Raw genomic sequence first — 23,280 nt, forward strand, 5'->3', positions numbered from 1 at the left:
CCGTGACGTGCCAGGACCACCTGCTCGGGCGACCAGGACCACCTGGTCGGCGTGGTGTGGTCAGAACTTGCGGCCGTCGAGGAAGTAGGCGATGGGGCCGACCCAGTTGACGAGCAGCGCGAGGCCCCACGCGAGCTTGGTGCCGTTCACCTGCTCCGCCGGGCGGCGCAGCAGGTCGCGGTAGGCCGCGGCGGTGAGCGTGACCTGTGCCGCGCCCACGACCCCGACGGCGATCTTCTGACCCCTGGTCAGGTCCTTCCAGCGGCGCTTGGTCCCCATGTCGTCGTCTCCTCCCGTGGTGCGTACCGCTCGACGCTATGCCGTCGGGGCCCGCGGTGCACGGCCCGCGGGTCAGCCACGAGGTCCCGCCGGCGAGAGCTGCGCGGCCGGGTAGTGCACCCCGACGCGCGTCACCCGGCCCGGAGCGCGTCGCTCGGCACGGGCGGGTCGACCGGCCGCCACGGAGGAGGCGTGACAGCGTGGGGGTTGCTCTGTAAGGTTGCAGCAACATCCGGAAACTCTCTGCAACGCCGCCGAGTCCGGACGCGCCCGACACCCCGGGGCGCCGTCAGCACCGCGTGGCCCTCCGTGCTCGATGCCGAGCGCGCCGTCGGCCGCAGCACCTCGAAGGAGCAGCAATGACGCGCACCACTGATCCCGCCGGTCCGCCGGCACCCACCCCGACGCCCGTCGCCGGTCGCAGTCCCCGGCGAACGTCCAGGCGCACGAACCGCGGGGACGGTCGCCTGCGGCGTCTCGCCGCGGCCACGGCGTCGGCCGCCCTCGCGCTCGGGGCGGTGCTCGCCGCCACGGCCCCGGTCGCCGCACCCGCCGCGGCGGCGCCGCCCGTGCCCACGCCCGTCGTCGACTCCCCGAACGGCCGGGGCGACGTGATCCTCAACCTCTTCCAGTGGACGTGGGACTCCGTGGCCGCCGAGTGCACCAGCACCATCGGGCCGGCCGGGTTCGGCTACGTCCAGGTCTCCCCGCCGCAGGAGACGATCCAGGGCACGGCCTGGTGGACGTCGTACCAGCCCGTGAGCTACCGGATCGACTCGAAGCTCGGCACCCGGGCGGAGTTCGAGAACATGGTCGACACGTGCCGTGCGGCCGGCGTCGGCGTCGTCGCGGACGCGGTCCTCAACCACATGGCGGGGGCGGACCAGGGCGGCGGGACGGGGGTCGCGGGCTCGTCGTACGGCGTCGAGAGCTACCCCGGCCTCTACGGCCCGAACGACTTCAACGACTGCCGGTCGAACATCAGCAACTACGGCGACCGGTACCAGGTGCAGAACTGCCGCCTGGTCTCGCTCCAGGACCTGCGGACGGGCTCGGAGTACGTCCGCGGCACGATCGCGGGCTACCTCAACGACCTGCTCTCCCTCGGCGTCGCCGGGTTCCGCATCGACGCCGCGAAGCACATCCCGGCCGCCGACCTCGCGGCGATCAAGGGGAAGCTCACGAACCCGAACGTCTTCTGGGTGCACGAGGTCATCGGCGCGCACGGGGAGCCGATCCAGCCCACGGAGTACCTCGGCTCGGGCGACTCGCACGAGTTCCACTACGGGCGCGACCTCAAGTCCCGGTTCGACGGCCAGATCAAGGACCTGCGCACCATCGGGGACGGCAAGCTGCCGTCGGACCGGGCGGGCGTGTTCGTCGACAACCACGACACCGAGCGCAACGGCGAGACCATGAGCTACAAGTGGGGCGCCAAGTACAAGCTCGCCAACGCGTTCATGCTCTCGTGGCCGTACGGCGCGCCGAGCGTCTACTCGGGCTACACGTGGACCGACAAGGACGCGGGCGCACCCGGGGCCTCCGCGACGGCGGTCCCCGACGCGAGCTGCGCGAGCAGCGCGTGGGTCTGCACGCAGCGCTGGACCGAGATCGCGGGCATGGTCGGCTTCCACAACGCCGTCGCCGGGACCGCGGTCACGAACTGGTGGGACGACGGGAACAACCACGTCGCGTACGGCCGCGGTAGCAAGGGGTACGTGACGCTCAACAACACCGCGAACGCCGTCACCCGCACCTACCAGACGTCGCTCCCCGCCGGGACGTACTGCGACGTCGTCGCCTCGAAGGACTGCTCGAAGACGGTCACCGTCTCGGGGTCCGGCACCTTCACCGCGACGGTCCCGGCGTACGGGGCGCTCGCGCTGCACGTCGAGGCCGCGGACGACGGCGGCACCGGCGGCCCCGGACCCGTCGACCCGTCAGGGACGACGACCGTCTTCTACGCGACGGGCGGCTGGAACGCGTACAACGTCCACTACCGCGTCGGCACGGGTGCCTGGACCGCCGTGCCCGGCGCCGCGATGACCGCCGCCTGCACGGGCTGGGTCTCGAAGGAGATCGCCCTGCCGGACGGGGCGACGGGACCGGCCGCGACCATCACGGCGGCGTTCACGAACGGCTCCGGCTCGTGGGACAACAACGGCGGAAAGGACTACTCGCTGAGCGGCGCCGCCGTCGCGGTCTCGGGTGGGACGGTTACGGCCGGGGACCCGTGCGACGACGACGGCGAGGGGCCCGGACCGGTCGACGGCCAGGGCGACGCGTCGTTCGCCGTGACCGCGACGACGACCTGGGGGCAGGGCGTGCTCGTCGTCGGGAGCATCCCCGCGCTCGGGTCGTGGGCGCCCGCGAACGGCGTCGCGCTCTCCGCGGGGACCTACCCCGTCTGGACCGCGACCCTCGACCTCCCGGCCGGGACGTCGTTCGCGTACAAGTACGTCAAGCGCGACGGCGGCGGCAACATCGTCTGGGAGAGCGGGAGCAACCGCACCGCAACCGTCGGTCAGGACGGCACGGTGACCTTGTCGGACACCTGGCGGTCGTAGACCGCACCTGCCCATCCCGCCGAGCGTGCGGTCGTGGCGCGTGCCGACGACCGCGTGGGCCACGACCGCATGCTCGACCGGCGCGCGAACCGCGGGCTCGACCGGCGCGAACCGCACGCTCGGCGAACCTACGATGAACCGGTGACCGCCCCCGAGCCCCCGGCCGCACCGGCCGAGCACGAGCCTGCGCGCGACCGGGCGTCCGGTGCCGCGACCGACCCGCTGCGCGACGTCGTCGCCGTCATGGACCGGCTCTACTCCCCGGGTGGGTGCCCGTGGGACCGCGAGCAGACGCACGAGTCGCTCGTGCGGTACCTGCTCGAGGAGGCGCACGAGCTCGCCGACGCCATCGAGACCGGAGACCGCGCGGGGATGCGCGAGGAGCTCGGCGACCTGCTGCTCCAGGTCCTGTTCCACGCCCGCATCGCGAGCGAGGAGCCGGACCCCTTCACCGTCGACGACGTCGCGGCGGACCTCGCGGCCAAGCTCGTCCGGCGCCACCCGCACGTGTTCGCCGACGCCGAGGCGACCGACCTGCACCAGCAGTGGGACGCGATCAAGAAGGCCGAGAAGCAGCGCACGTCCGTGCTCGAGGGCATCTCGCACACGCAGGGCGCGCTCGCCCGCGCGCAGAAGGTCCTCAGCCGCGCCGCACGCGGCGGCCTCGCGGACGTCGTCGGGGAGGCGCTCGCCGGTGGGGCACGCGCCGACACCGACACCGACACCGACGTCGGCCCCGACGGCGGCGCGGACCCGACGGCGGACGAGAGGCTGGGGCGCGAGCTGCTCGCCCTCGTGGCGCGCGCCGAGGCAGACGGGATCGACGCGGAGGCCGCGCTGCGTCGCGAGCTGCGGCGGGTCGAGGGCGTGATCGTCGTCGCCGAGAGGAGCGGCGACTGATCCCGCAACCGCTGGCACGACGGGGGGGTCCGTCGCCGGAGCGACGGACCCCCTCGCCGTCAGGAGGGCGGCCCGGTGGAGAGGGGACCGGTGCCGGCCGGGCCCCGCGGGCCGCTCTACCTTGTCAGGGGCCACCCGTCACCGTGGAGACGGTCGAGACCACCGTCTCCACGGTGCCCTGGTCGTCCGTGTAGGCGACCACGACCCGGATCTGGTGACCGGCCTCGGCGGCGGTCACCTGGAAGGCCGTCGGCACCACGTTGCCCAGGACCCGCACCGTGGCGAACCCGTCGGTCGACGCCTGCCACGTGTACGTGATCCCCGCCTCCGACGACTCCTCGAGCCCGTCCCCGTCGGTGAACCCGCCGAGGTTGAGCCCGCTGCCGACCGTCACGACCTCCGGCGACAGCACGGGCTGCGTCGGGACGTCGTTGACGTTCACGACCGCCGGGAGCGCGTCGGAGACGATCGACCGGAGCTGGCCCTGGTCGTCACGGAACGTGACCACCACCCGGAGCAACATCCCGCCGTCCCCGTCACCCGGGGTGAACGTGTCGACGCGACCGTTCGGCGCGTCGGGCAGGGTGTCGCCCGTGGCGGAGGGCTCCCACTCCTCGCCGCCCTCTCCCAGCTGCCACGCGAACCGGATGTTCGTCGGGTTCTGGACGAGGGAGTCGTCGAAGACGACCGTGGCCGCGAGGGGCAGGTCCTCCGTCGGCGGGTCGATCTGGCCTGCGAACGTGACGGACCCGAAGGACGGGCACGCCTCCATCGTGGCCAGGACGAGGCAGCCGTCGCCGAACTGCAGCATCTCGACGTTGCGGAGGACGTCGCGACCGTCGCTCTCCTCGAGTTCTGCCGCGCCCGTGTGCTCGACGGCGGTGTAGCCGTCGCCGAGGTCGGTCACCTCGTACGCCTCCCGGTCGAACTGATAGACCGCCGTGTCGATCACGCCGTCCGCCTCGTCGTCCTCAACGATCTCGCGGACGATCGAGATGTCGCCCGGGTTGATCTCGCCCGAGAAGACTCGGGTCTGGAGCTGCGCCGCGTTGTCGAAGCGTTCGTCGCCGACGGCGAGCTGCACGCGCAGGTATGCGTCGCCGTCGATGAAGTCGTTCCCGCCCCGACCTTCGACGAGGTCGGAGCCCGGCCCCCCGATGAGCAGGTTGCTCTGCCCGTCCTGGTCGGCCGCGAGAGGGTCGTCCATGAACCGCAGCGCGTAGTCCTCGTGCCCGCCGCCCGGTCGGAGGATGGCCTCCAGCCCGGGGAACAGGTCGAGGGTCTCCTGCGTCATCTTGTGCAGCGGCACCTCGTTGTCCGGGATGTCGTCGACGCCGAAGCCCTGCCCGCGCAGGACGTCGTTGCCGCCACCGCCGGAGAGCGCCTCGACGAGGTCGTACCGGTCGCGGACCGCCTGGACGTCCGGGCGCTGCAGCGTTGAGAACCTCAGATCGGCGTCCACGCCGCCGTTCTCGCCGTAGTACGTCACCCAGTCGTAGCCGATGGCGCCCTCGTGCCGGTCAGTGCCGAAGGCTCGGCCGACGAGCACGTCGTCGCCACCCTCACCCTCGATGTCGTCGTTGCCCGGTCCGCCGACCACGACGTCGTTCCCTCCGATCGTGTCGTTCTGGAACTGGTTCGCGTTGTCGCCCTGGGCCAGGTCGGCGTGCGAGCCGCCCTGGATCCAGTCGTCACCCTCGCCGCCGAAGACGTTCGTGCGCCCGGCACCGCCGAGCACCACGTCGTTCCCCGTGCCGGCGAAGATGTCGTTCGGCGTGTCGTTGCCGCCCACCACGAAGTCGTTCCCGTGGCTCGCGAGCAGCAGGTTCACGCCGGGACCGCCGTTGATGGCGTCGTTGCCGAGGCCACCCTTGATGTTGTCGTCGCCGAAGCTGTCCGTGAGGATGTCGTCGCCCGGTCCACCGATGATCTCGTCGTTCCCGGAACCACCCTCGATGCGGTCGTTCCCGCCGTAGCCCCACAGCGCGTCGTCACCCTGGCCGCCGCGGATGCGGTCCGCCTCGGTCCGGTTGCCGTGGATCTCGACGTGCTCGTCGCCGTCCCACCGATACGTTCCGTCGCCCATCTGGGTCAGCTGCGACGGCCAGGGGTCGGGCAGGTTCTCGAGGTCGAGCGACGGGTCCGGGACGGAGAAGATGTCCGCCGGGAGGAGCGACGCGTCCGTGTTGCGCTGGATGAGCTTGGCGAACGAGTTCGCCTCGAGCGCCGCGAAGAGCTGGTTCCCCTGGTTGCGGAACAGGTAGTAGAACCGGTCGCCGAACTGCAGGTTCTCCAGCTGCTTCTCGAACACGAAGTTGAACGTCGAGCCGAGCATGCCGCCGAACGGGTCGAGAGCCTCGGCGAGGCCACCCGTCCAGAAGTCGACGTTCTCGAGCCCCGTCGTCGTCAGGCCGTCGGGCTGGTTCGCCCACGCGCCCGTGCTGTGCACGAAGTCGAGCCGGTCGGCCGGGAGGTCGGCAGGCACGGGAGGTGGCGGGGTGAGCTGCTGCTGGATCGCCGGGCTGATGACGCCCGTACCACCGAGCAGCGTGACGCGGTCCGCGCCGAGGCGAGCGAGCTCCGCCAGCACTCCCGGAGGAGCAGCCGTCGGCGGGACGAGCAGGAGCGGAGCACCGCTCAGACCGGCGACGGGTGCTGCCGCCAACGCGTCCGGGAAGTTGCTCCCGGTCGCGACGAACGCCGCCGGCGCACCTGACGGGTAGGCGTACTGGCTGATGAGCAGCGCCGTCTGGTATCGGTCTGCTCCACCCAGGCGGGTGACCCCGCCGTCGGTGTAGGTGCCGAGCTGGGTCTGTACGGCAGGACTGACGACGCCCGCGCCGCCCAGGACGACGATCCGACCGGGGTCCAGACGATCGAGCTCTGCCTGGACCGCGGCCGGGATCGAGCCCTGCGTGACGAGCAGGATGGGTGCGCCGTCGCGAGCGGCGACCGCCCCGCCGGCGAGCGCGTCGGGGAAGTTCTCCCCGCTCGCGACGTAGACGACGTCGACGCCCGGGGCGAAGACCGTGGCGCTGATGTTCGCCGCCGTCTCGTACCGGTCCGCCCCGAAGACGCGGGTGACCGCGCCCGACGTGTACGTCCCGAGACCGTTGAGGACGGTCTGGCTGACCGCTCCCTCGCCGCCGAGCACGACGATCCGCTGCGGCTGCAAGCGGGCGAGCTCGGTGGAGGTCGCGTCGGGGATCGACCCGGGTTGGACGAGCAGGACGGGTCCACCACCCGCGGCCGCCGCCGGACCGCCGGCGAGCGCGTCGGGGAAGTTCATCCCGCTGGTCACGTAGGCGACCGGGACGCCGGTGCCGAAGTACCCGGCGCTGATCTGCGCGGCGGTGGCGAACCGGTCGCCCCCACCGACCCGGAAGGTCACCTCCTGACCCTGGAGCGTGCCGTTGACCAGCAGGGACGCTGCGTCACGCTTTGCCTCGACGGTGTTCGCGGAGAGGATCGTCGGGTGGGTGCCGTACGCGGCGACGAAGTTGATCAACGACGCGTTGCTGCCGCCGCGACCGAAGTTGTTGCCGTTCTTGAGGCCGACCCCGAAGTCGTACCAGCTCTCGTAGGGTTCGAGCGTCGGCGACCCCGTGGTGGCGAAGAACGTCCGGCGGGCCTCCTGGAGACCGGGCGTCCCCGTGTCACGGCCACGCAGCATGTTGATCGTCGCGAGGTCGAGCGGCAGGCCGAGCAGGTTGTTGCGCAGCGTGCCGATCACGTGCTCGTCGATCTGGCCCGCGACCTGGTTGGTCGTGCCGTTGACGACGGCCCCGGCGGCCTGCTCGGGGGTCAGCGTCCCGTCGTCGTCGTACGTGCGTGGGTTCAGGAAGCCGTCGAGCAGGCTGACGCTCTGTGTCCCGAAGCCCGTGCGATCGATCTCCTCCGTGAGCATCGAGTGCCCGAACCGGTACACGACGTGCGCGTACTCGGCCACGATCGCCGGGTCGACCGTCGCGTCATAGCTGTTCTCGTTGAACACGATCGGGTCGACGTTCGGCTGGATCTTGCGGGCGAACTCCTCGAAGACGAGGTGCTGGTACTGCATCTCCGTCGCGAAGCGTGCCGCCTGGAAGAGCCGCTGCTCATAGCTCCAGTCGTCGTCCTCCGGTCCCGGGAGCTCGTCGCCCGACCGCTTCGTCGGCCACTGGTGCTCGAGGCCCTGGTACGCCTTCTGGAGCTCCGGGTTCTCCGCGAGCACGCCGTCGATGTACCCGACGAGCCGGTTGTGCTCGGCGTGGAACACGTGGTGCACGGCCGTGAGCCCGATGTTCTCGTTGCCGCGGCCGTCACCGGTAACGAAGTGCTCGTCGAGCGAGACGTTGTCGTAGCCGGCGAGCGACTGGTCCGTGACCGGTGACCCGTCCGCGTTGAACAGGGGGACACCCGGCGGGATCGGGCTGCCCTCGTCGTCGAACTGCTGCGGGACGAGGTTGCCGTCGGCGTCGAACAGCGGGGTCGAGCCGTGCGCGATGTCGTCGAGGAAGGCGTGCGCGGTGCCGAGCGCGTTCGTCGTGGCGACCGGGTCGGCCAGGTCGCCCTCGACGTTGAGAGGGTCCTCCGTCGCAGGATCGCCGTCCTCGTCGGTGACGAGCAGCGGGAACCCGCCCGGGCCCGGGACGAAGTTGCCGTAGAGGTCCACGGCGACCTGCGGCACGTTGAGCACGTCGGCGTCGGTGAGCGCGATCCCGAGGACCTCGTTCGCCTGGCGCTTGACGTCGGCCCACGTGGTGAGGCCTCCGGTGCCCCCGCCGGGGAGCGTGCCGTCCAGCAGCCGGCCCGTGTCGTGCGGGACGCCGTCCCGCAGCTCGTACTCCCGCAGGAAGACCTGGTGCGCGGGGTGCGACGTGTACGTCTGGTTCTGGTCGACCCACGGTGTGGTCTGGTTGTTGTGCTCGTCGTCCGAGGTCCCGACGACGCCGTCGGGGCCGGGGAGGCGCGTGGCACGCGTGAGGACGAGGAAGTTGGTCCGCGACGCCGGGTCGTACAGCGGGTCGTCGGGCTGCAGCGGGACGACGAGCGTGCCGTTGCCCCCCTTGTTCACGAGGTCGAGGCCGTGGTCGAAGAACTGGCCGAAGAACGTGAACCAGGCGTTGAAAGGGGCGGAGAGGCCCTCGTCCGGCGCCGTGTTCGGGATGTACACGGAGCCGTCGGGACGGACCTCACCGCCCTCGGTGCTCTCCGCCGCGTTGACGGCGGCAGGGTTGTCGGCGCTCTGGTCGACGATCAGGTTCGAGATGACGCGCGGGTCGGCGTCGTAGACGAAGCTGCCGGGCGCGAACATCGAGTAGCAGGTCGTGCCGGCTGCGCACACGTCCGTCGCGCCGGGAGGGTTCGGCGGCGAGAACGGTGGGCCGGGATCGGCCTCGCGCCACGTGGTCCCCAGGTGCCGGGGGAACGGGCGGTCGGCGCTGCCGTACTCCTCCTGGCCGGCGAGCAGGTTGTTGAACGAGCCGTCGACGGTGCGCAGACCGAACGGGAGGGCAGGGCTCGGGACGCACTTGCCGCTCCTGTCGGTCGGTTCGTCGCAGAGCAGCGTGCCGCCCGCGGAGTGCGCCTCGGAGACGTGGATCTGCTTGAGGATGAACTCGAGGTCGTGCGCGGTCAGGCGGAACGACGGGTCGGGATCGGTGACCGCCGCAGCCGGGGTGCTCACGAGTGTGCCCGCGAGGATAAAGGCGAAGAATGCGGCGATGAGCCTTCTGGTCCGCCCATTTCGCCGCGCTCGTTCCGAGCGCATTTCATAGAGCTTCATGGTGTCTTGTACCCCTTTGAACGGTGCTGTCTTCGTTGGCAGCACTACGGTTCGTGGCGTCACGCTACTGCTGGACCAAGGTGAACGGTAGGTGAACACCGGGTGAACTTGCCCGGTATTGCGCGCCCCGGCGAATGGCAGCGGCAGGCAACGAGTTGGACGGTTGTGGGGGTCAATTGAGCCGGATTCTCCGAGATTAGACCTGGTCGATCGTCCGACTCGCCGCGCGTCGTCCTCCCCTGCGGGACCAACGTCACGGGCGCTCCCGTCGAGGGTCCCGCGTGCGGGACCACGGACCGGACGCAGCGGCGCAGGTCACATCCGGGCACTAGGCTGGGGTCGTAAACCCACCACCGTCGCGGGCGCGCACGCGGCGTCCCGGGTTTCCCTGCCCGGGTCGGCCCACACTTTCCGAAGCGCCCGCAGCCCTGCCCCGAAGGAGCACCTGTGGCCAGCATCGAAGCCGTTGGAGCGCGCGAGATCCTCGACTCCCGCGGAAACCCGACCGTCGAGGTCGAGGTCGTCCTGGACGACGGGACGTTCGCCCGCGCCGGAGTGCCGTCGGGCGCGTCGACCGGTGCGTTCGAGGCCGTCGAGCGCCGTGACGGCGACAAGTCCCGCTACCTGGGCAAGGGCGTCGAGGGCGCGGTCAACTCCGTGATCGACGACATCGCCCCGGAGCTCATCGGCTTCGAGGCCGAGGACCAGCGCCTCATCGACGCCGCCCTGATCGACCTCGACGGCACCCCGAACAAGGGCAAGCTCGGCGCGAACGCGATCCTCGGCGTCTCGCTCGCCGTCGCGAAGGCCGCCGCGAAGAGCGCGGGCCTCGACCTGTACCGCTACGTGGGCGGCCCGAACGCGCACGTCCTGCCCGTGCCGATGATGAACATCCTCAACGGCGGGTCGCACGCGGACTCGAACGTCGACATCCAGGAGTTCATGGTCGCCCCGATCGGCGCGTCCTCGTTCCGTGAGGCGCTGCGCACGGGCGCCGAGGTCTACCACTCCCTCAAGTCCGTGCTCAAGGGCAAGGGCCTCGCGACCGGCCTCGGCGACGAGGGCGGCTTCGCCCCGAACCTGCCGAGCAACCGCGACGCGCTCGACCTCATCCTCGTCGCGATCGAGCAGGCCGGGTTCGTCCCGGGCAAGGACGTGGGTCTGGCGCTCGACGTCGCCGCGACCGAGTTCTTCAAGGACGGCGCCTACCAGTTCGAGGGCAAGGCGACGAGCTCGGAGGACATCATCGCGTACTACGAGCAGCTCGTGCGCGACTACCCGCTGGTCTCCATCGAGGACCCGCTGTCCGAGGACGAGTGGGGCGCCTGGTCGCAGCTCGTCGCCGAGGTCGGCGACAAGGTGCAGATCGTCGGCGACGACCTGTTCGTCACCAACCCGGAGCGCCTCGCCAAGGGCATCGAGCTCAAGGCCGCGAACTCGCTCCTGGTGAAGCTCAACCAGATCGGCACGCTCACCGAGACGCTCGACGCCGTCGAGCTGGCGCAGCGCAACGGCTTCACCGCGATGGTGTCGCACCGCTCGGGCGAGACCGAGGACACGACGATCGCCGACCTGTCCGTCGCGACCAACGCCGGCCAGATCAAGACGGGTGCCCCCGCCCGCGGCGAGCGCATCAACAAGTACAACCAGCTCCTGCGCATCGAGGAGGCGCTGGACGACGCCGCGCGCTACGCCGGTCGCGGCGCGTTCCCGCGCTGGTCGGTGCAGGGCTGACCTGCAGCTGACCGTCCGGTCACGCAGCACGCCGCCGGGGCGACCCGGCACCCGGAGCCCGGTGGGCCGCTCGTCGGCCCGCCGGGCTCCGGCGCGTCCGGGGGCGTGCGGCGGGCGGGCGGGGCTCCGTCGCAGGTCACGGTCGCGGGTGAAGAATCGGTGTCGATCGGCTCACGTTCGCGGACGCACCGCGCGTGCTCCCGGGGCCAGCCCCGTCGCGGCAGCACAATCGGGGCATGCCGTCCTCGCGCCGCCCTCCGCGCCCGGGTGCGCCCGCGCGCCCCGGGACCGGGCCCGCGCGCGGGTCGACCGGGTCGAAGCCTGCGCCCCGGTCCGGCTCGACGGCTTCCGGGGCGTCCCGTCCCGCGGCGTCGAAGCCCACCTCGCCGAAGGGCGCGTCGGGCGCACGGCCGACGGCCGGCAAGAGCTCCACGACGGGCCGGACGACGGGCGCGAAGGCCGCCGCGTCGTCGAGCGCCCGCCGGCCCGCCTCGCGGGCCACGCGGTCGGCACCCACGCGCCGGGCCGCGGGGCCCGCACCGGAGGACCGGCGCCGGAGCCGGTACGGGTTCCTGCTGCCCGAGGTGGTGACCGTCCGGACCCTCGTGCTGTCCGTCGTCGTGCTCCTCGCCGTCGTGCTCCTGCTGCCCACCCTGCGCGCCTACGTCAACCAGACGGGCGAGCTGCGCGAGCTGCGCGGCGACCTCGCGCAGGCGCAGGAGCAGCACGACGAGCTCGAGTCGGAGCTCGACCGCTGGGACGACCAGGCGTACGTCGAGCGGGAGGCGCGGGACCGGCTCAACTTCGTCATGCCGGGGGAGCGTCCGTGGCGCGTGCTGGACCCCGAGACGGTCGTCGACGACATCGACCCGCAGACCGGGCGGACGATCACCGACGGCCCGGTGCAGGGCTACGAGGACGGCACGCCCTGGTACGAGGCGATCTGGGCGTCGGTGCAGGTCGCGGGCGAGCAGCCGGCGCCGTCCGGCAGCGGGGCGGACACCGGTGGAGGCGCCGGGACGGGTGGCGACGGGGCCGGCGAGGAGGCACCGCCGACGGGCGACGAGCCGGCCAACGACGGCTCGGCGCCGCCGAGCGGGGAGAATGGGTGACGCGTCGCCCCGACGCGCCCGACCGACCCGAAGGAAGACCCGTGCCCGACGCCCGCCTGGCCATCCCCGCCGACGACCCGGACGCCGTCGTCACCGAGCGTGACCTCGAGACCCTCGCGGAGCAGCTCGGGCGCACCCCGCGCGGCGTGGTCGGCATCGCCGCGCGGTGCGCGTGCGGGCGGCCGCTCGTGGTCCGCACCGCCCCGCGCCTCGAGAACGGCACGCCGTTCCCCACGACCTTCTACCTCACGCACCCGGGCGCCGTGGCGGCCGCGTCGACGCTCGAGGCGAACGGCGTCATGAAGGAGATGTCGGAGCGGCTCACCGAGGACGAGGTGCTCGCTGCCGCGTACCGGCGAGCGCACGAGCACTACCTCGCGCAGCGCGAGGCGCTCGGCCACGTCGAGGAGATCGACGGGATCTCGGCCGGCGGGATGCCGACGCGTGTGAAGTGCCTGCACGTCCTCGTCGGGCACGCCTTGGCCGCCGGCCCCGGTGTGAACCCCCTGGGGGACGAGGCGCTCGAGCGCGTGCGCGACGTCTGGCGCCCCGACCGCTGCACCTGCTGACGACGTGGCACGCTTGGTCGCATGACCTCAGGCTCCAACTCTCGGCTCGCTCGTGAACCGGGTGCGCTCGCCGCACCGGCTCCCTCGCCCGCACCCGTCCCGCCCGGCGCCTCGCGCGTCGCCGCGATCGACTGCGGCACCAACTCGATCCGCCTGCTCGTCGCGGACGTCGACCCGTCCGCGGGCACGCTCGTCGACCTCGACCGGCGCATGGAGGTCGTCCGGCTCGGCCAGGGTGTCGACCGCACGGGGCGTCTCGCGCCCGAGGCGCTCGCGCGCACGCTCGACGCCGCGCGCCGCTACGCCGACGTCGTCGCCGAGCTCGGGGCGACGCGCACGCGGTTCGTCGCGACGTCGGCCACGCGGGACGCCGAGAACCGCGACGAGTTCGTCGCCGGGGTCCTGGCGGCGCTGGGCGTGGAGCCCGAGGTCGTCTCGGGCGAGGAGGAGGCCGCGCTGTCGTTCCGCGGCGCGACCTCGACCGTCGCCGCGGTGCGCCCCGGTCCGTACGTGGTCGTGGACCTCGGCGGCGGCTCGACCGAGCTCGTGCTCGGCACGGCGACGCAGGACGCCGCGTTCTCGATGGACGTCGGGTGCGTGCGTCTCACCGAGCGGCATCTGCGCTCCGACCCGCCGACCGCCGACGAGGAGGCCGCGGCCCGCGCGGACGTGCGTGCCGCGCTCGACGAGGCGGCGACGGTCGTGCCGCTGGGCGCGGCCGCGACGCTCGTCGGCCTCGCGGGGTCGGTCACGACGGTGACGGCTCACGCGCTGCGCCTCGCGCGGTACGACCGGGACCGGATCAACGGTGCCGTGCTGTCCGTCGACGAGGTCCTCGCGGCGTGCGACGACCTGCTCCACCGCACGCGCGCCGAGCGCGCAGCCCTCGGGTTCATGCACCCGGGCCGCGTGGACGTCATCGGTGCCGGCGCGCTCGTGTGGTCGGAGGTCGTGCGCCGCGTGCGCGACGACGTCGCCGCCGCGGGCGGGTCGCTCACCGACGTCGTCACGAGCGAGCACGACATCCTCGACGGGATCGCCTGGTCGATCGCCTGACGTTCGCCGAGCCCGGGGTCGCTCCCCACCCGAAGCCTGGGCTGAGGAGCGACCCCGGGTTCGGCGTCTCTCCGGCCGGCTCGGCGGAGTGTCGGCGTGCACGGTACTGCGTATCGCGCGGTAGTGTGCATCGCGTGAGCCCGCCACGTCCGGCGGGCCGAGTGCCGGGACGGACCAGGGCCACGCCCGACGGAGGGTCGGATGGACACCACGCAGCTGCTCAAGGGGGTGCTCGACGCCGCGGTCCTCGCGGCGGTCGAGGCCGAGGACGGGTACGGGTACGACGTCGTGCGGCGCCTGCGGGCCGCGGGGCTCGACGACGTCGGCGACGCGTCGGTCTACGGGACGCTGCGGCGCCTGTACGCGAGCGGGGCGCTGACGACGTACGTCGTGCCGTCCGACGCCGGGCCGCACCGCAAGTACTACGGGATCAACGCGCAGGGCCGAGCGGTGCTCGACCTGCACCGCAAGGAGTGGCAGACGTTCGCGGGCACCGTGTCCGCGCTGCTGCGGACCGGAGAGGTGGCCGCCTGATGAGCACGACGACGTCCGCGCAGCCGCCCGCCGGCGCACCCGTGGGGCTGGCCTTCTACGGACATGTCCACGCGTACGCGCAGCAGGTGCGCGCGCACCTCGCCGACCTGCGCCCGGAGCAGGTCGAGGAGCTCACCGACGGGCTCGAGGCCGACCTCGCCGAGGCCGTCGTCGACGCGCCGGGTGCGCTCCCGCGCCGCGCCGCCACGGAGACGGTGCCCGACGGCGGCCCGAACGTCCCCGCCGGCGCCGCCGAACCTGCCGCCCCGGCCTCGGCGCTCCACGACGACGCGGGCCTCGACCTCGTCGCGTTCTTCGGCGAGCCTGCCGCCTACGCGGTCGAGCTCCGGTCAGCCGCCGGCCTCCCGCCCGCCCCGGCGCTGGGCGGCACCCCGGGCGGGCGCCGCCCCCGCATCGGCGTGCGGGGCCGGCTCCTCGTGCTCGGCGGGATCCTCGGGTCGGGGTGGCGTTCCCTGTGGCGGCCCGTCACGTCGACCCCGCAGTGGGGCTCGGTCATGGAGTTCTTGCGGACGCTGACGCCCGCGTGGTGGATCCTGCGCGGCTGGGTCGTCGCGACGGTCGTCCTGTGGGCGTTCGGCGGCTACCAGGTCGCGGTGCTGCCACCGGACCTGTCGGCGCGCGTCGTCGTGCTCGGCGCGGTCGTCGTGAGCGTGCAGTGGGGCCGGGGTCGCTGGCTGCCCACGACGTGGTTGCCCAGGGTCGTGCGCCCGCTGTCGGTCGCCGCCGCCGTCGCGGCGGTGCCCATGGCGCTCGTCGTCGCGGGCGCGAGCGCGGCGGACCCGTACGACTGGGACCGCGGCTACGAGCAGGGCCGCGCCGACGCGGGCGTCGGGGTGAACCAGGTCGCCTACGACGGCGGCGGGCCCGGTGGTGACGGCGTGTGGGTCGACGGGATGCAGGTGTCGAACCTGTTCGTCTACGACGCGGCGGGCGACCCGGTGCGTGACGTGCAGGTCTTCGACGACCGCGGCCGTCCCGTGCGCACCGTGACCGAGGAGGGCACGTACGGGGTCTGGGCGGTCCCCGACGTCGAGGGTTCCTGGTACTTCCAGCCCACGCTGTCGACGGACGGGCGCGAGCGGTGGAACGTGTACCCGCTGCGCGCGGTCGCCGAGGAGGACGTCGAGTACCCGGACGACGGCGGACGCCCGGTCCCCGCGACGGGGACCCGCACGCAGGAGATGCCGTGGCCGTTCCTCAAGGCGCCCACCGCGGTGCCGTCGAGCGTCGGGTCGGGGGACGCGCCGTCGGGCACGGGCTCGTCCGGTACGGACGCACCGGGAGCCGGTGACGCCGACGACCCCGCGCCGTCGGGCGACGCGCCCGACCCCGCCGACGGCACGGGTCCCGAGCCTGCGCCCACGCCGCCCGCGGGCGGCTCGCAGCCGCAGCCGACGGGCCCGACCCCTGTCGTCGGCGCGATCGGCTGACCCGGAGGCGCCGACCCCGGGTCGCTCCCCAGCCTGGTGGCATCGTGGGGAGCGATCCCGGTCGGGCACCGTCTGTGCCGCGTGGAATGTCGCGTCTGCCCCCTGCGCGGGGCGAGCGTGGGGCGCCTCACGCCCGCCTGACGGACGCTCCGGCTCGCCTGTGCCGCAACCGGTAATACTCTGGAACCATGCCTCAGAATGACCTGACCTCGGTCAGCCGTGCCCAGACCGCTTCGCCGCGGCCCCGCAAGGTGCCCCGCGTCGTCGTCCTCGGCGGCGGCTCCGTGGGTCTGTACGCCGCGCGCCGACTCCGCAAGAAGCTCGGTCGCCGCGAGGCGGCGATCGTCGTCGTCGACCCGCGCCCGTACATGACGTACGCGCCCTTCCTCCCCGAGGCGGCCGCGGGCTCGATCGACGGTCGCGACGTCGTCGCGCCCCACCGCCGCGCGCTCAAGGGCGTCGACGTGCTCCAGGGCAAGGTCGTCTCGATCGACCACGCCAAGCGCCAGGTGACGATCCACCCGGAGGAGGGCGACGACTACTCGGTCACGTACGACCACCTGATCGTCGGCCTCGGCTCGGTGTCGCGCACGCTGCCCATCCCGGGGCTCGCGGAGAACGCGATCGGCTTCAAGAACGTGGAGGAGGCCATCGCGGTCCGCAACCACGTGCTCAACCGCATGGACGTCGCGTCGTCCACGTGGGACGAGCAGCTGCGCCGCCGCATGCTGACGTTCACCTTCGTGGGCGGCGGGTTCGCGGGCGTCGAGGCGATCGCCGAGATCGAGGACATGGCGCGCTACGCGACCCGCAACTACGCGACGATCGAGGAGAAGGACCTCCGCTTCGTCATGATCGAGGGCGCCGGGCGCATCCTGCCCGAGCTCAGCGAGCCCATGGCGGGCTACGCGCTCGAGGAGCTGAAGAAGCGCGGGATCGAGTTCCACCTCAACACGTTCCTGTCGTCGTGCGTGGACGGTCACGTCGTCACGTCGACGGGCGTGGAGTTCGACTCCGACACGATCGTGTGGACCGCGGGCGTCAAGGCGAACCCGGTCATCAAGGAGGCGTCCGACCTCCCGGTCGACAAGATGGGTCGAGTCACCGTCCTCCCGACGCTCCAGGTCGCGGACGCCGACGGCAACGTCGTCCCGAACGCGTGGGCCGCGGGCGACTGTGCCGCCGTCCCGGACCTGCTCAACCCGGGCAAGTTCTGCCCGCCGAACGCGCAGCACGCGATCCGCGAGGCGACGCGCCTGGCCGACAACCTCGCGCTCGAGCTGCACAGCGAGAAGCCGGTCGAGTACCGCCACAAGAGCGTCGGCACGGTCGCGTCCCTCGGCCTGTACAAGGGCGTCGCGGAGCTGTTCGGCGTGTTCAAGCTGCGCGGTGTGCTCGCGTGGCTCATGCACCGCAGCTACCACGTCCTGGCGATGCCGACCGGCAACCGCAAGATCCGCATCTTCATCGGCTGGATCGGTCAGTTCCTCATGGGTCGCGAGCTCGTCTCGCTCGGTTCGCTGCACGACCCGCGCGCGGAGTTCCGCGCCGCGTCGGTCCCGCCCAAGAAGGACGGCGAACCGGTGAAGCAGACCGCGCAGGGCTCCGCTGCGGCGGCCGAGGCGGGGGACTCCGCCGCCACCGCCGAGAAGGTCCCGGCCAAGGCGTCCTGACCGCCCTCCGGGGAACCGTGCCCGACGACGAGGGGCGAGCCGCGCGTGCGGCTCGCCCCTCGTCGCGTCCCGAGCGTTCCCCGGGCGCGTCTCGCGCACGTCCGTCGCGGGCGCGACCGGGCCCGGCGCGTCCCGCGGTCGCGGTAGATTCGGGCCGCGCCCCCATGGCCCAACTGGCAGAGGCGGCCGGCTTAAACCCGGCGTGTTCCGGGTTCGAGTCCCGGTGGGGGCACCGACGCTACGAGAGGCCCGTCGGGCCCTCGGGCTCCGGTGGCGGCGCGGCCTCCTGACCGAGGACCACGACCGTGCCGTCCGGGTCCTGCACGCGCGCGACGCGCTCGCCCCACGGCTGGTCCGTCGGCGGCTGCAGCACCGGCACGCCGGCGGCGGCGAGGTGCTCGACGGCCCGGTCGCAGTCGTCCACGTACACCCACAGCGCGGTGCGCGCGACGCCGTCCGGCATCGTGCCGTCGTCGAGCCCGATCCCGAGGGGCGAGCCACCGACGTGCACGCTCACGTACACGGGCGGTCCGTCCTCGGGGAACACGTACTCGACCGTCCCGCGCAGCAGGTCGCGGTAGAAGACGAGCGACCGCTCCACGTCGGCCACGGAGAGGATCGGGAAGAGGCTGCGGAACATCGGCCTGGCTCCTCGGTGCGCGACGGCTGGGTGTGCTCCCCATCGTGCGCCTCCGACGCCGAGCGCGCGTCCCGGAGGTGGCTCACCCACCGGGCTCACGTGCGGGACGGGCTCCCGGTCGCAGACCCGCGGGGGAGCGGACCGCGACGAGGGCGTCCCGTGCGCTCAGCGGGCCAGCAGCTCGTCGGTCGTCGTGCCGGGCACGGCGAGCGTGACGCGCGTGCCCCACGGGTCGTGCACGACGACGGAGCGGCCGTCGTCGGCGTGCTGCAGGCCGCGGGCCTTCAGGCGGGCGACGAGCGCGTCGAGGTCGTCGCGTCCGGGGACGGTGACCGCGACGTCGCCGAGCCCGAGGCTCGCGGCGCGCGGGCCCGCGCCGGCGCTGTTCCAGACGTTCATCGCGACGTGGTGGTGGTACCCGCCCGCGGACGCGAACAGGGCGCCGCTGTACTCGGTGACCGTGGCCTCGAAGCCGACGGCGTCGACGTAGAAGTCGCGCGCGGTCGCGATGTCGCCCACCTGGAGGTGCACGTGCCCGACGCGCCCGGCGAGCGCGGGCCCGGCGTCGACCGCGTCCTGGGAGAGGTGCGCGCGCAGGTACGCGTTCGGGTCCAGGAACTCGGTCGCCATGAGGATCTGGCCCCGCTCGCGCACCCATGTCTCGCGCGGGCGGTCGGTGTACAGCTCGACCCCGTTGCCCTCGGGGTCGGTGAAGTAGAACGCCTCGCTGACGAGGTGGTCGCTCGACCCGACGAACGACCCGCGGCGGTCCTGCGCGGCGCGGTAGACGGTCGCGGCGAGGCTCGCCGCGTCGCCGAACAGGAACGCGGTGTGGAACAGGCCGGCCTGGCGCGGGTCGACGGCGGGCAGGCCGGGCGTGTGGACGAGGCGCAGCATGGGCGTCGTGCCGCGTCCGAGCACACGGTGCACCTCGGCGCCGCGCGAGCGCTCCTCGAGCGGGGCGAGCGCGAACGCGCCGGTGTAGTAGGACGTCATCTGCTCGAGGTCGCCGGCCCGCAGCGTGACGGCGTCCATGCTCGTGGACGGGGACAGGAGGCGGTCGGTCGGCGCGCCCGGGGTGCTCGTGGTCATGTCTGCTCCAACTTGTTGTCGCTACAACTATATTCCCACATCCCGTGCCCGGCATCCGCACCCCGGGCTTCCTTGCTAGGGTCGCCCACGAACCACGCGGGGTGTCCCGTCCGGCGTCGCCGGACCGAGGGACTGAGACGAGCGGTGCGGCCGCTCGGACCCGTCGAACCTGATCTCGCTAGCACGAGCGGAGGAACGTGGGCATGACGACGCCTGCTGCCATCACCACCCCTGTCCTGACGGACCCGACCGTCCTCGTCGCCGACGACGAACCCGGCTTCACCGCCGGTCTCGGACGCCGGTACGCGCACCTCTTCGACGAGTTCTACGACCACCCGTTCCTCGCGGGGCTCCGCGACGGGTCCGTCGCTCCCGCGTCGGTGCGGCACTACGTGGGCCAGGACCACCGGTACCTCACCGCGTACCTGCGCTGCTACGGCCTGGGCATGACGCTGGCCCCCGACCGCGCGTGGGCCGGCTGGTTCCACGACAAGGCCGGCTTCCTGCTCGACGACGAGTCCCACGCCCACCACGCGATGTGCGACTTCCTCGAAGTGACGTACGAGGAGGCGCAGACGAACCGCCTCGCCCCGAGCGCGCAGGCGTACGTCGACCACATGCTCGCCGCGGGCCGGGACTCCCTCGGCGTGCTCCTCGCCGCGCTCCTGCCGTGCCCGTGGACGTACATCTGGTCGGCGCGCCGGTTCTGGCTCGCCGAGCGGGAGACGACGCCCGGCGGCATCGCGGACGACCACCCCCTCGCGGGCTGGTGGGAGTTCTACGCCGCCGAGCGCACCGAGGGCGTCCTGGACGACCTCCGGTCTCGCCTCGACGCGCTCGCCGCCGACGCGGGCGAGGCGGAGCGCGCCCGCATGGAGCGCGCGTTCGAGCTGAGCTGCCGGCACGAGATCCGGTTCTGGCAGATGGCGTGGTCGCTCGAGCAGTGGTGACGCCCCTCCCGGGGCCGTGAGCGCCCGACGTCGGGCCTTACGCCAGGAGCAGATCCCTGCCTGGGTGCCTCGGCACCCGGGCGGGGCGCGGGTAGCGTGACCGCATGGACCCGACGAGCGCAGTGCCGAGCGGAGCGCCGAACGCACTGCCGCGCGGAGCGACGGCGAGCCACCGGCCCCGAGGGGGCGGGCGGCCGGAGCCGCTCCTGCGCCACGTCATCGGCGGGATCCTCCGCCGGGCGCGGCTCGCGCAGGGTCGCACGCTCGTCGACGTCGCCGCTGCGGCGCGCGTGTCGACCGCCTACCTCTCCGAGGTGGAACGTGGCCGCAAGGAGGCGTCCTCCGAGGTGCTGGCCGCCGTGTGCGGCGCCCTCGGCCTGCGCCTCGTGGACCTCGTCGCCCGCACGGGGGAGGAGCTGCGACCCGTCGCACCCGTGCGCGTGCTCTCCTCCGTCCGGGAGCGCGGCGCGCTCTCGGCGCCGCGGCACCCCGCGCCCGCGGGCGAGCCCGTGCGCGACCTCCCGGTCGCGCGGGCCAGGATCACGTCGTCCGCACCGGCGGCACGCACCACCACCGACGTCCTGCTCCTCGCGGCCTGAACGCAGACCGCCCGAGCGTCGCGGGGCCGGCGGGGACGGCGGGCGACCGGGAGACACCGCGTGTCGCGCCCCGGTGCGGCGAGGTGGGCGCCGCTACCGTCGAGGCATGACGGAGCCGCAGACCGCGCACGGCACGGCGGAGCAGACCGCCCCGGCGCTCCAGGAGCTCGTCGACGACGCCGCGTTCCTCTCGCACGAGCACCAGCTCCACCTCGCCGACCTCCACGGCGACGACGCGTGGGGCGCCGAGATGTCGACCGGCACGTTCACGTTCACCGCACCCGGCGGGGAGACGGCGACGTGCCGGCTCCAGTTCCTCGGCACCGCCGCTCCCGGGCCCGGGAGCTGGATGTGGGCGTGGCACAACGTCAACGGCTTCCCCGACGACGTGCTGCGCGCCGCGGGACGGACCCGCGAGAGCGGGCTGCGCGAGGCGGGAGAGCCGGAGCTGCCGCTCACGGACGACCTGCCCTACCGCCTCGCGCTCGCGACCAAGGCCGTCACCGGCTCCTGGACCCACTACAGCGCGCCCGTCGGCGGCGGGACGCGCGCCTGGTTCCTCCTGGAGGACGAGAGCCTCGTCCTGCCCGCGCCGAGCGTGCCGCGCGTCGTGCGGGTGCTGAGCGAGGGCCTGCTGTCGGTCACGGTGGTCGACCACCGGCGAGCGGTCGCGTCCTACTCGTCGGCGCGGGGCCTCGAGGCGACGGACGACGGCGGCACGGCCGAGCTCACCCTGCCCGACGGGCACGTGACGGTCCGGTTCGACGAGCACGATCGGATCGCCGGTATCCAGGCGACCGCGCGCCGCGCGCCGGAGCCCGACCCGACCCAGCCCGGCGCCGGCGAACCCGCGGAGGGCACCGTCGTCGTCGTCGAGCCCGGGCTCGAGGCGTCGGGACCGGAGGCGCCGGAACCCGACGACTCCGGACCAGACGACTCGGGAGACGCCCCCTCGGGACCCCACGGACCGGCCGCCACGGCACCGGCGGCCACGGCACCGGCGGCCACGGCACCAGCGGACGAGCCCGCACCGGAGCCGCGCCGGCGGTCGTGGTTCCGGCGCCGCGGGTAGGCGCGCGCCCGCGGCCTGCCCTGACCCCGGCTCAGGCGGCCGCCGCGGCGAGCTTGCGCGACGTGACGATGGCGTCCGCGACGCCGTACTCGACGGCCTGGCGCGCCGTGAGCACGAGGTCGCGGTCGGTGTCCGCGCGCAGGCGCTCGACGGTCTGCCCCGTGTGGCGGGACAGGACCTCCTCGGTCTCGGAGCGGATGCGCAAGATCTCCTCGGCCTGGATCGACAGGTCGGAGATGGTGCCCTCGCCGCCGCCCGAGGGCTGGTGCAGCAGGACGCGCGAGTGCTCGAGCACGAACCGCTTGCCCGGCGTCCCCGCCGCGAGCAGCACGGCCGCGGCCGACGCGGCCTGGCCCATGCAGATGGTGGACACGTCGCAGCGGACGAACTGCATCGTGTCGTAGATCGCCATGAGCGCCGTCGCGGAGCCGCCGGGGGAGTTGATGTACAGGCCGATCTCCTGGTCCGGGGCGTCGGACTCCAGGTGCAGGAGCTGGGCCATGACGACGTTCGCGACGCCGTCGTCGATCTCCGTGCCGAGGAAGACGATGCGCTCCGAGAGCAGGCGGGAGAAGACGTCGAACGCGCGCTCGCCGAGCGGGGTCTTCTCGACGACGGTCGGGATCGTGTAGCTCGCCATCACAGCCCCACCTTCCGGGTGGAGCGGGCCGGGCGGACGTCGTCGACGGACTCGACGATCCGGTCGACCATGCCGTACTCCAGCGCCTGCTGCGCCGTGAACCAGCGGTCCCGGTCGGAGTCCCTCGCGATGGTCTCGACGCTCTGCCCCGTGCTCTCGGCGGTCAGCCGGTGCATGAGGCCCTTGGTGTACACGAGGTTCTCGGCCTGGATCGCGATGTCGACCGCGGTGCCGCCGATCCCCGCCGAGGGCTGGTGCATCATGATCCGCGCGTGCGGGAGCGCGTACCGCTTGCCCGGCGTGCCCGCGCACAGCAGGAACTGGCCCATGCTCGCGGCGAAGCCCATCGCGACGGTCGAGACGTCGTTGGGGATGAGCCGCATCGTGTCGTAGATCGCGAGCCCGGCGCTCACCGAGCCGCCGGGGGAGTTGACGTAGAGCGCGACGTCTGCGCGCGGGTCCTCCGCCGAGAGCAGGAGGAGCTGCGCGCACAGGCGGTTCGCGACGGCGTCGTCCACCGCCGTGCCGAGGACGACGATGCGCTGGTGCAGCAGGCGCGTCGTGAGCTGGTCGTCGAAGGACGCCGCCGGGGCGACGGCCTCCGCGTGCGGTGGGCGTGCGGTGTACGTGGTCATGGGACCACCG

At 73.1% G+C, this 23,280-nt stretch carries 18 protein-coding genes, 1 tRNA gene and 1 riboswitch; of the genes, 13 read left to right on the plus strand and 6 right to left on the minus strand.

Translation table 11 applies throughout. The features are described from left to right. Positions 1-60: 60 nt before the first annotated feature. On the minus strand, positions 61-279 hold the full coding sequence (locus FIC82_RS07065) for a PLD nuclease N-terminal domain-containing protein (RefSeq protein WP_154798070.1): 219 nt from the start codon (positions 277-279) through the stop codon (positions 61-63). Positions 280-638: 359 nt separating this feature from the next. On the opposite strand from FIC82_RS07065, the gene FIC82_RS07070 reads away from it, so the two are divergent. After that, positions 639-2,846, plus strand: coding sequence for a carbohydrate-binding module family 20 domain-containing protein (locus tag FIC82_RS07070; protein ID WP_154798071.1), 2,208 nt, complete (start codon positions 639-641; stop codon positions 2,844-2,846). A 141-nt stretch (positions 2,847-2,987) separates the two neighbouring features. After that, positions 2,988-3,746, plus strand: coding sequence for a nucleoside triphosphate pyrophosphohydrolase (locus FIC82_RS07075; RefSeq protein ID WP_253691544.1), 759 nt, complete (start codon positions 2,988-2,990; stop codon positions 3,744-3,746). A 124-nt stretch (positions 3,747-3,870) separates the two neighbouring features. Here the strand turns inward: FIC82_RS07075 and FIC82_RS07080 are convergent, their stop codons facing one another. Continuing rightward, complete coding sequence (locus tag FIC82_RS07080; protein WP_168731583.1) at positions 3,871-9,414, minus strand: cell wall-binding repeat-containing protein; 5,544 nt, start codon at positions 9,412-9,414, stop codon at positions 3,871-3,873. Between the two features lie 546 nt (positions 9,415-9,960). Here FIC82_RS07080 and eno point away from each other — a divergent pair. The 8 genes from eno (at position 9,961) to FIC82_RS07120 (ending at position 17,874) form a co-directional block, all read left to right on the plus strand. Next, positions 9,961-11,247 carry a phosphopyruvate hydratase gene (gene eno / locus FIC82_RS07085; RefSeq protein ID WP_168731584.1) on the plus strand — a complete coding sequence of 429 codons (1,287 nt, stop codon included), beginning with the start codon at positions 9,961-9,963 and terminating at the stop codon, positions 11,245-11,247. A gap of 236 nt (positions 11,248-11,483) precedes the next feature. After that, positions 11,484-12,359: an FtsB family cell division protein gene (locus FIC82_RS21050; protein WP_154798073.1), complete on the plus strand. Its 876-nt coding sequence runs from the start codon at positions 11,484-11,486 to the stop codon at positions 12,357-12,359. A 41-nt stretch (positions 12,360-12,400) separates the two neighbouring features. Continuing rightward, complete coding sequence (locus FIC82_RS07095; RefSeq protein ID WP_253691546.1) at positions 12,401-12,928, plus strand: DUF501 domain-containing protein; 528 nt, start codon at positions 12,401-12,403, stop codon at positions 12,926-12,928. A gap of 21 nt (positions 12,929-12,949) precedes the next feature. Beyond that, on the plus strand, positions 12,950-13,984 hold the full coding sequence (locus FIC82_RS07100) for a Ppx/GppA phosphatase family protein (protein ID WP_154798074.1): 1,035 nt from the start codon (positions 12,950-12,952) through the stop codon (positions 13,982-13,984). Between the two features lie 201 nt (positions 13,985-14,185). Then, positions 14,186-14,518, plus strand: coding sequence for a PadR family transcriptional regulator (locus tag FIC82_RS07105; protein WP_154798075.1), 333 nt, complete (start codon positions 14,186-14,188; stop codon positions 14,516-14,518). After that, on the plus strand, positions 14,518-15,969 hold the full coding sequence (locus FIC82_RS07110) for a hypothetical protein (protein ID WP_154798076.1): 1,452 nt from the start codon (positions 14,518-14,520) through the stop codon (positions 15,967-15,969). The genes FIC82_RS07105 and FIC82_RS07110 overlap by 1 nt, the downstream gene beginning before the upstream one ends. A 188-nt stretch (positions 15,970-16,157) precedes the next feature. Further along, complete coding sequence (locus FIC82_RS07115; protein WP_154798077.1) at positions 16,158-17,642, plus strand: NAD(P)/FAD-dependent oxidoreductase; 1,485 nt, start codon at positions 16,158-16,160, stop codon at positions 17,640-17,642. Positions 17,643-17,800: 158 nt separating this feature from the next. Beyond that, positions 17,801-17,874: transfer RNA gene (locus FIC82_RS07120), tRNA-Leu, on the plus strand. Between the two features lie 6 nt (positions 17,875-17,880). On the opposite strand, the gene FIC82_RS07125 is transcribed toward FIC82_RS07120, so the two are convergent. Both FIC82_RS07125 and FIC82_RS07130 read right to left on the minus strand, forming a co-directional pair. Beyond that, a complete protein-coding gene (locus tag FIC82_RS07125; RefSeq protein WP_154798078.1) occupies positions 17,881-18,282 on the minus strand; it encodes a VOC family protein in 402 nt (133 codons plus the stop codon). 165 nt (positions 18,283-18,447) lie between these two features. Beyond that, complete coding sequence (locus FIC82_RS07130; protein ID WP_154798079.1) at positions 18,448-19,374, minus strand: VOC family protein; 927 nt, start codon at positions 19,372-19,374, stop codon at positions 18,448-18,450. An 87-nt stretch (positions 19,375-19,461) separates the two neighbouring features. After that, a riboswitch (TPP riboswitch) is annotated at positions 19,462-19,587 on the plus strand. On the opposite strand from FIC82_RS07130, the gene FIC82_RS07135 reads away from it, so the two are divergent. From FIC82_RS07135 to FIC82_RS07145, 3 genes are all read left to right on the plus strand, one after another. After that, positions 19,578-20,324 carry a TenA family protein gene (locus FIC82_RS07135; RefSeq protein ID WP_154798080.1) on the plus strand — a complete coding sequence of 249 codons (747 nt, stop codon included), beginning with the start codon at positions 19,578-19,580 and terminating at the stop codon, positions 20,322-20,324. Its footprint overlaps the riboswitch before it by 10 nt. A gap of 104 nt (positions 20,325-20,428) precedes the next feature. Beyond that, the gene (locus FIC82_RS21330) at positions 20,429-20,923 is read left to right on the plus strand and encodes a helix-turn-helix domain-containing protein (protein ID WP_154798081.1); all 495 of its coding nucleotides are present in this window, start codon (positions 20,429-20,431) and stop codon (positions 20,921-20,923) included. 106 nt (positions 20,924-21,029) lie between these two features. After that, complete coding sequence (locus FIC82_RS07145) at positions 21,030-21,995, plus strand: DUF6882 domain-containing protein (RefSeq protein WP_154798082.1); 966 nt, start codon at positions 21,030-21,032, stop codon at positions 21,993-21,995. A 31-nt stretch (positions 21,996-22,026) separates the two neighbouring features. On the opposite strand, the gene FIC82_RS07150 is transcribed toward FIC82_RS07145, so the two are convergent. Continuing rightward, entirely contained in the window at positions 22,027-22,635 is a 609-nt protein-coding gene (locus FIC82_RS07150) for a ClpP family protease (RefSeq protein ID WP_154798083.1), read from the minus strand. Further along, entirely contained in the window at positions 22,635-23,270 is a 636-nt protein-coding gene (locus FIC82_RS07155; RefSeq protein WP_154798084.1) for a ClpP family protease, read from the minus strand. Before FIC82_RS07155 ends, FIC82_RS07150 begins: the two co-directional genes overlap by 1 nt. Between the last annotated feature and the right edge of the window lie 10 nt (positions 23,271-23,280).

The sequence above is a fragment of the Cellulosimicrobium protaetiae genome (assembly GCF_009708005.2).
GTDB classification, from domain to species: Bacteria; Actinomycetota; Actinomycetes; order Actinomycetales; family Cellulomonadaceae; genus Cellulosimicrobium; species Cellulosimicrobium protaetiae.

Coding starts and splice junctions, on each gene's coding strand:
- FIC82_RS07065 (WP_154798070.1), bottom strand. CDS start 279: ATGGGGACCAAGCGCCGCTGGAAGGACCTGACCAGGGGTCAGAAGATC.
- FIC82_RS07070 (WP_154798071.1), top strand. CDS start 639: ATGACGCGCACCACTGATCCCGCCGGTCCGCCGGCACCCACCCCGACG.
- FIC82_RS21050 (WP_154798073.1), top strand. CDS start 11,484: ATGCCGTCCTCGCGCCGCCCTCCGCGCCCGGGTGCGCCCGCGCGCCCC.
- FIC82_RS07100 (WP_154798074.1), top strand. CDS start 12,950: ATGACCTCAGGCTCCAACTCTCGGCTCGCTCGTGAACCGGGTGCGCTC.
- FIC82_RS07105 (WP_154798075.1), top strand. CDS start 14,186: ATGGACACCACGCAGCTGCTCAAGGGGGTGCTCGACGCCGCGGTCCTC.
- FIC82_RS07110 (WP_154798076.1), top strand. CDS start 14,518: ATGAGCACGACGACGTCCGCGCAGCCGCCCGCCGGCGCACCCGTGGGG.
- FIC82_RS07115 (WP_154798077.1), top strand. CDS start 16,158: ATGCCTCAGAATGACCTGACCTCGGTCAGCCGTGCCCAGACCGCTTCG.
- FIC82_RS07125 (WP_154798078.1), bottom strand. CDS start 18,282: ATGTTCCGCAGCCTCTTCCCGATCCTCTCCGTGGCCGACGTGGAGCGG.
- FIC82_RS07130 (WP_154798079.1), bottom strand. CDS start 19,374: ATGACCACGAGCACCCCGGGCGCGCCGACCGACCGCCTCCTGTCCCCG.
- FIC82_RS07135 (WP_154798080.1), top strand. CDS start 19,578: ATGACGACGCCTGCTGCCATCACCACCCCTGTCCTGACGGACCCGACC.
- FIC82_RS21330 (WP_154798081.1), top strand. CDS start 20,429: ATGGACCCGACGAGCGCAGTGCCGAGCGGAGCGCCGAACGCACTGCCG.
- FIC82_RS07145 (WP_154798082.1), top strand. CDS start 21,030: ATGACGGAGCCGCAGACCGCGCACGGCACGGCGGAGCAGACCGCCCCG.
- FIC82_RS07150 (WP_154798083.1), bottom strand. CDS start 22,635: ATGGCGAGCTACACGATCCCGACCGTCGTCGAGAAGACCCCGCTCGGC.
- FIC82_RS07155 (WP_154798084.1), bottom strand. CDS start 23,270: ATGACCACGTACACCGCACGCCCACCGCACGCGGAGGCCGTCGCCCCG.